Here is a 7,258-nt window from a genome sequence, read left to right as displayed (position 1 = left end):
CGATTCAGAAAAATTCATGTCAGATACGAAAAAACCGCCTGCGCATACAATGCCTTGCTGTACTTGGCAGCTATGATGATAACGATGAATAAAATTATGGCAATTTATCCTCCGTTATGATATTATTAGTTGATAAGTTCTTAAGAGACGCTACACTAGAATATGCAAATAATGATTTTTTACTTGAATTTTGCATGTCTTGTGATATAGTCATTCCGGTTATAACGCCTTTCACCCTCGAGCAACGGATTCCGGTGTCGATTCCACACTCGTGGAGACCGGGGATCTGCTTGCCGTTTATGGCAAGCAGATCCGTGTTTGATCATTGATAGGATTCGACATCGATCCGATCCAACAGCAGGTAACCGGCCACGTGATCCGGATTCTCCGCATGAATCGAACTTGAAAGCGGTATAAGGTTGATGGAGAAGCCGGTCAGTGTTAGCGGCCAGGTGTCGATTTTCGGCAGTTTGTTGCCGCCGGCGACACTGTGGATGTGCCCCCCCGACAGGAGGCTTGGAATATCGACTTCGTACTCCCGCCAGCCAGTCCAGAAGACTTCGCCGGCTTCGACCCGGATTGTTTTACCGGTCGGGTCCTTGAAGAAGAAAACCAGCGTCACCGGGTAGTTTTCGACGTTGTTCTCCATGAAGAGCTTCATCTTCAACTTGACCGGGATGCCGGGCAGTTGCACCGGTTTGCGCAACTGGTAGCTGCTGGCCAGCCAGGTGTGAGCCCATCCGCCCGGCGGCCGGTGGAACCGGTAGTCGAGCCGGGCGCAGGTTTTGCCGTCCACTGACGCCGCGCCGACGGAGCTGCCGCGTGAGAGCGACGCCTGGTTCTGTTTTTTTCGGGCGACGCCGGTACTCTGGGTGGCGTGGAGGTCTTCGGCCTTCGCCGACACTTCAAGGTTGACCTTTTCGGTGAAGTCGAGCACCGGCGACTGTTTGAACCGCTCCGGGTTGACGAAACGGAAGGGGCCAAAGACACGCGGCAGCTTTCGGCCGTCCGTTTCGAGCGTCGCGGCGATCCGAAGCTCGCTGGCCGGGGTGTCGGGAGCCGCCTGGAAGGCCAGCTCGCGTTCGACCGTTTCGCCGGGGCCGACCGTGACCGGCGCGAGGCCGGCGAATTTCAGGTGCGGCGTATCGGCGAGTCGCAGTCCGTAAGTCCGGGGGCGGCCGCCGGGATTGAAGAACGTGAAACGCAACTTCAACGATTCGTTGGTCGGAAGAAGTTTGTATTCCATATTGCAGTTGACCAAGGCGGCGACCACTTCGGGCGACTCTGGCGCGAGGCCGCGGATGAAGGCGATTTTCTTCGGCTCGAAGTTTTCCTCGCTTCCGGGGATGAAGGCGGTGAGCCGCCCGTCGCCGAAGGGATTGCCCAGTGCATCGAAGCAGGCAGCGCCCGCGGGACGCGGCAGTTCGGTGCTCTCCCCGGCCCAGACCGCGGCGGTCCAGATGCCATCCTCCCGGAACAGGTAACCGTTCAACCCGCGGTCAGAGAAGATCTTCCCGATGTATTCGGCGTTGCCGAGCATGGTGCTCAGGAACTGGTACTGGATGAAGCGCCCTTTGGGCAATCCGTCGTATTTGATCATGCCGTTGTTGTGCTCGTAGTTCACCGGATTCACGCCTTTGTCGCGCATAGTGTAGACGAATCCGGCCGCCGGCGTTTCGCCCGCGAAACTGGCGATCAGCGCCCTGGAGTCGTTGGCGCCTTCGGTGCAGAATACCGGCAGTTCCCGGCCGGTGATTTCACGGAGAATGGCTTGATAACACTCATCTTTATAGTCCGGGAACGGGCGGCCGTGAACGCTGATCAGATCGGCTTTGTCCAGTCCGCCGGCCTTTGCGACGGTGCGCAGATAGGGGATCATATTGCCGGTCATGCATGGCCCCATCAGTTTGACGCCGGGCGAAACTTCGTCGGCGACCCGCCGCGCGGCCTTGAAGAGTTCTGCGTACTGAACCGCGCGCTCCACGCCCGGCTCGAAGCCGTTCCACTCGTAGTGGAGCGGTTCGTTCCAGATTTCGTAGTAGTCGATTTTGCCTTTGTAATGGGTGAACACCTGCCGGAGTGCCTTCTCCCAGCTCTTGACATCCGGCTGGCTGAACCATTTTGAATTGGGTGAGATGCCGCTTCCTTGCGGCTTGGTATTGATGACCGCGAAGAAGTTGACACCGTTGCGCCGGCCCTCCTCGAACAATTTATCGTGATGGGCAAAGTTGATGTTGCCTTCCGCGTCGGTCAGTTCGTAGAGAGCGATTTCGAACCGGGTCCAGTTGGCCCCGGCCTCCCGGAGCGGCGGAATTTCGAGGTCGAGCCGGCGGTCGAAGCGGTCGCCGTGAGTGGTGATGCCCCAGCGGATCGGCATGGTTTGGGGCGCTTTCGGCGCCGGGTGAACCATGCTGACGAACTCTTCGCGGATCAGCTGTTCTTTTCCCTCCGGCGTATCGGCGTACAATCGGAGCGTGAACATGCCAAAGGGCACGTCGTCGAACGCCAGTTCCCCTTTGCCGGCCGCGTCCGGGACGGCGGATGCGATGCGGAGCGCCTCCTTTTCGGCCTGCACGTGCTGGTTATAGTGATTGGGGAAAAGCTTGCCTTGCAGGTTGCTCAGTCCATCGGTTTGCCCGGTCAGTTCAAAAGGGAGGAGGATCCGGCCGCCGCGGAACGTCCGCGCCGTCGCTTCCGGGGGGAATTTGACCGCGACCCGCTCTGCCGCCGGCAGCCGGAGTTCCGCGCCCGGCCGGACCGAGAGCTGTTCGACCCGGATCGGGCCGTCGGCTTTGGTCGACAGGTAGCAGACCCGGATCGATGAGACCGCCTCTCCAGCGTTGCCTTCGAACGGTTTGTCTCGGACAATCTCCCGGCCGTCCACCCGGACGTCGTACCGGCCGCCCTTCAGCGGGTTGGCCCGGATTGTGAACTCCACCCGGTGTGCCTTGCCGTCGTCCGGGTAAAGGTCGTGAAAGCCCTGAAACCGGTTCCAGGCGATTTTTTCCGTGCCGAAACTGATCCGGCAGAAACTCTTGCCGCTCTCCGGGCGGACCGTTGCGCCGAATACCCACTCCCGATCGAAGGGGAGAGGAGAAAAATGTTTTTCCAACGCCTGGCCGTTGTAAAAAAGCAACGCTTCGCCGCCCGCCGGGGCGAGGATGGCCGGGGAGGCGCTGCGGAAGGCGCAGCCGAGTTCCGCGTCATTCCGGTAACTCTTGAAGTCGTCGCTCCAGCCGGTCTCGATCTTCGTCGGTTCCGATGGCAGGAACGCCACGTCGTCGACGAGGATCGGGCCGTCGTTCTTCGAATCGTAATAGCCGATCCGGATTGACTGAATCGGCAATCTGGCATCCGCGCCCATTTTGCGGCAGCGGAAAACCGGTTCGCCATCGAGAAAGAAGTCGTAACCGCCGCCGGCCGGATTCTGGTGGAGCGTCAGCCTGACGTTGTACCATCTGCCCGCTTCGATCGGCGGCAGTCCCGGCGCGGGCGGTTGGCCAACCTTCAGTTGAATGCCGCCCTGGTAGTGGTTCCAAGCGATCTTTTCCGCTCCGAACTCGATGCCGCAGAAGCTGACGTTGCTGTTGAGCTTGACCGCCGCCGTATAGCTGAAATCACACACTCCCGGTTGAATTGGGAAGCGGCGCACCAGCGCCTGCCCGTTGTAAGTGAGCACCGCGCAGGCGGAATCGTCGAGGCCGCCGGAGTTCTGAAATTTTGCGGGGGCGGCCGAGCTCCAACGTACCGCTTCCGCCGGATCGGCGGCGGGGCGGTCGAAGTTCTCCGGAGGGATTCCGGCGACTGCGGCGAAGGCCAGCAACAGTCCGGCGGCGGTGAAGTTCTGCTTCATGAAACAATCCTTTCAAAACTTATTGAGTTAGTTGATTATTGAGGAAATTGAATCCTACAACCGCGTTATAGTAGCTGCCACCGGTTCCGGTATTGGCCTGAACCTCGCGGGTGGGATCGCGGTAGAAATTGACGTGACCGTCGCCGAACAGCAGGTTGATGCTGGTGATGTGCCAGTAGCCGGAGGTGACGGCGCCCCACGTCCACCAGCGGTCGGCAAAGATGGCTTTTCGGTTGTACTGGCTCAGGTGAGGGTATGCCTTATAGGTGCCGAATTTATCGTAATCCGCTTTCGACAGAGTGCCGCCGTAGGTCGGATCTAACGGGGATGCCTGATTGTCGGGGAATGCGGTTCCGGCCGGACAACGGTACACGGAAGCGCCCTTCTGATAAATACTCGGCGTATAATTCTCATAGTGTCGCGCCATGGAATCGGCTTGCCAGGTGCTGGTGTTGGGCGATACATACATCCGGCCGCCGAAGTCGTTCGCGTACGAATTGATGTATGTTCCCCACTGCCTGAGGTTCGAGACGCAGGTGATGTTGCGTGCCTTGTCGCGCGCCATGTTCAGGGCCGGGAGCAATATTGCCGCCAGCACGGCGATGATTGCAATTACAACCAGCAGCTCGACTAAGGTGAATGTTCTCTTTTTCATGATGGTCCCCCGTTTTGTAGTGGTGAGCTTTTTCATTCGGAAAACTGTGGTGCGTCCATGCCGTTTTTCGTCAAATCCTTCACGCTTTCGCGTTCGATCAGATGTTGCGGAAAAAAGAGGTTGTGGTTCTTCGGCTTGAGTTTGCCGAGCACGATATCGACGGCGGTGCAGCCGAGCTTTTCGTAATCCATGGTCACGACGGTGAGCCCGGGCGTCAGATAGCGGTACAGATCGCGTTCGCCTTCGCCGATCACGCTGATCCGGTCCGGAACCGGCAGCCCGGCCTCTTTCAGCGTCTTGAGGGTGACCAGGGCACCGCTCGACGATTTGTAGATCAGTGCGGTCAGGCCGAGCTTTTTGATCTGGTCGAGGTTGTTTTCCGTCAGCTGCACCGCCGCATCGAGCGAGCTCTCCCAGGAGCGGATTGTCGAACTGAAAATCCGCTCCGGCCCGAATTCGATTCCCTCGCGCTTCATTGCCGCAATCAGGGTTTTTCGGTACAGGTCGTTGTACTCGCTGCGCGGTTCGTTCCGGACGAAGCCGATCCGGCGGTGTCCCTTTCTCAGCAGGACTTCAACGGTTTTTTCGGCGCAGTTGACGGCGTCGGGAGAGAGGATGTAAACGTTGTCCGGCAGGTAGTTCGCATAAAAATACATGCTGTCGACGACCACGATCGTCATCGGCAGGCTGCCGAGAGCCTCAAGCCGTTCGGCATCCATCCGGTCGGCGCCGACCAGCAGGATCAGGCCGGAGCAGTCGGATTGCGCCTTGACGAATTCGATCAGCGATTCGGTCGAGGTGTCCGGATAGATTTTGCAGTCGACCATATTACAGCCCTGAAGCCGGGAATAGTGCGCGATCGTGTGCACCATCTTCCAGGTGCTTTCTTCCGGATAATCATTGTAGGCGAAGAGAAGGTTGCGGACTCCGGCGGCTTTCCCCTGCAGCCGTGCCACGGTTCTATGCTTGCCGGCGGCGACGATGCCGGAGCCCTGCCGGCGGACGATCACGCCGTCGTTTTCAAGTTCGGAGAGCGCCCGGTTCACGGTGGCGAGCGAGACATTGAACTGGTTCATCAGCTCGCGGACCGTCGGCATCCGCATCGCGGACTCCGGTTTGACCGCCGCAGCCTCCAGATAGGATTTGACTTTCAGATATTTCAGCGGGGGCATGGCAATTTCCTGTTTTTTTGTACCACTGTTGCGATATTATTATTATGAATCAAAACAGGTGAATTGTCAAGAGCATGAAGAAAAAAAATCGGAAAATTCAAAGAAAGGCGTCATGCCTGCAAACATGGGAAGGCGACTTTTGCCGTCTTTCACGTTTGCAGGCGTGCAGCAGGAGATCCCGGGTCAGAACCGTTCCCGCGGTTCGAAACGGAAGAGCCGCATTGCCCAGTTCGCATCCGGATTTTCGACGATCCGGTTGTACTGTTCGAGACTGACCCGGCAGAGCCCGATGGTGTCGTCGAGCGTTTTTTCGAATTCGTTGTACTCGGTCAATGGCTCCGGATCGGGTTCCTGCAGCTCCTTCACGACGGCGGCGGCTTCGGCATTGCTCATCAGAATGATGCTTGCCCGCGCCCGGTTCGCGGACGTCGAGGCAAGTCCCAAAGCCGCACAGAACTTTTCCGTACCGACCATCGCCGGAATCGCCGTGTTGCGGTAGTTTGCGAACGACTGCGTCAACAGCGTAAAGGAGGTCTTGAGTGCTGTCCCCTGCGCAATGGCCACCCCCTGAAGGAAAGTGAATCCCTTGATCGCCGTCTGAACTACGGTGATTCCGGCAGCCGCCCCCTTGGCGGCAACTCCGATGGCAATCAGAACCACGGCAAGGCCGGCCGCCCCCGCCACCGTCACGGCAAAGGCTGTCACCAGCCCCTGATTCGCCTCAATCCATTGGGTGAAGGCGTTGATGACATCCGTCACCTTGACTATCAGCGGCTGGAGTGTCGAATTCATGGCTTCGGCGATGGCATTGAGCGAACCTTCCACGGCGGATTCCCACAGACGGAATGAACCGCCGAGTCCGGCATCCATCGCTGTCGCCGTTTTCGCCGCGACTCCTTCCACATCCTGGAGCTTGACCAGCATCGCATCCAGTTCATCGGTATTCGCCGTCAGCGTCAGTCCGGCCAGTGATCCGCGAATATCAAAAATATCCTCGGCAAATGACAGTCGTTCCGCTGTCGGCATGCTGCTAAGAACTTTGCTTATGTCCCGCATGATCTCCGCCATTTTGCGGAGATTTCCGTTTGCGTCGACTGTTTCCACGCCAACGGAACGGAGCTGATCCTGAACTTTCACCTTGGCAAACTGCGAGAAACTCTTGCGCAAAGCCGTTCCGGCGAGAGATCCTTTGATGCCCATGTTCGCAAGAACCGCGATCGCCGCACTGGTTTCCCGAATCGACTCCCCGGCGGCGGCCGCCTGCGGTCCGCCCATTTTCAACGCCTCAAAGAGGTCAATCAGTGTCTGGGCCGAACTGTTCGCAGTGACCGTGAGAACATCGGCGACGTCACTCATCTGTGACGCTTCAATGCCGAAGATCCGCATGCTGTTCGCGGCGATGTCGCCAGCTTCCGCAAGTTCCGTTCCCGTTGACCGGGCAAGATTCAGCACCGCATCGATGGACGCCTGGATTTCGGTCGGGGAGAAACCCATTCGTCCCAGCGACACCATTGCATCCGCGGCCTGCTGCGCGGTATAGGAGGTGTCACGTCCGAGACGCTGCGCGGTCTTGGTCAA

Annotated in this window: 4 protein-coding genes; all 4 read right to left on the bottom strand. The window is 58.6% G+C overall.

Annotated elements, in window-relative coordinates:
- Positions 1 to 322: 322 nt before the first annotated feature.
- The gene (locus tag ACMLHG_RS03995) at positions 323 to 3,853 is read right to left on the bottom strand and encodes a hypothetical protein (protein ID WP_417169637.1); all 3,531 of its coding nucleotides are present in this window, start codon (positions 3,851 to 3,853) and stop codon (positions 323 to 325) included.
- A 19-nt stretch (positions 3,854 to 3,872) separates the two neighbouring features.
- Entirely contained in the window at positions 3,873 to 4,508 is a 636-nt protein-coding gene (locus ACMLHG_RS03990; RefSeq protein ID WP_417169636.1) for a prepilin-type N-terminal cleavage/methylation domain-containing protein, read from the bottom strand.
- A gap of 32 nt (positions 4,509 to 4,540) precedes the next feature.
- Positions 4,541 to 5,680, bottom strand: coding sequence for a substrate-binding domain-containing protein (locus ACMLHG_RS03985; RefSeq protein ID WP_417169635.1), 1,140 nt, complete (start codon positions 5,678 to 5,680; stop codon positions 4,541 to 4,543).
- A gap of 183 nt (positions 5,681 to 5,863) precedes the next feature.
- Positions 5,864 to 7,258: phage tail tape measure protein (locus tag ACMLHG_RS03980; protein ID WP_417169634.1), on the bottom strand; the 1,395-nt coding region annotated here is incomplete at its 5' end.

Origin of the sequence: Victivallis sp., from assembly GCF_048170485.1 — a bacterium.
GTDB lineage: Bacteria > Verrucomicrobiota > Lentisphaeria > Victivallales > Victivallaceae > Victivallis.
The sequence above is the reverse complement of the archived record's forward strand: the minus strand, read 5'-3'. Positions and strand labels throughout refer to the sequence as shown.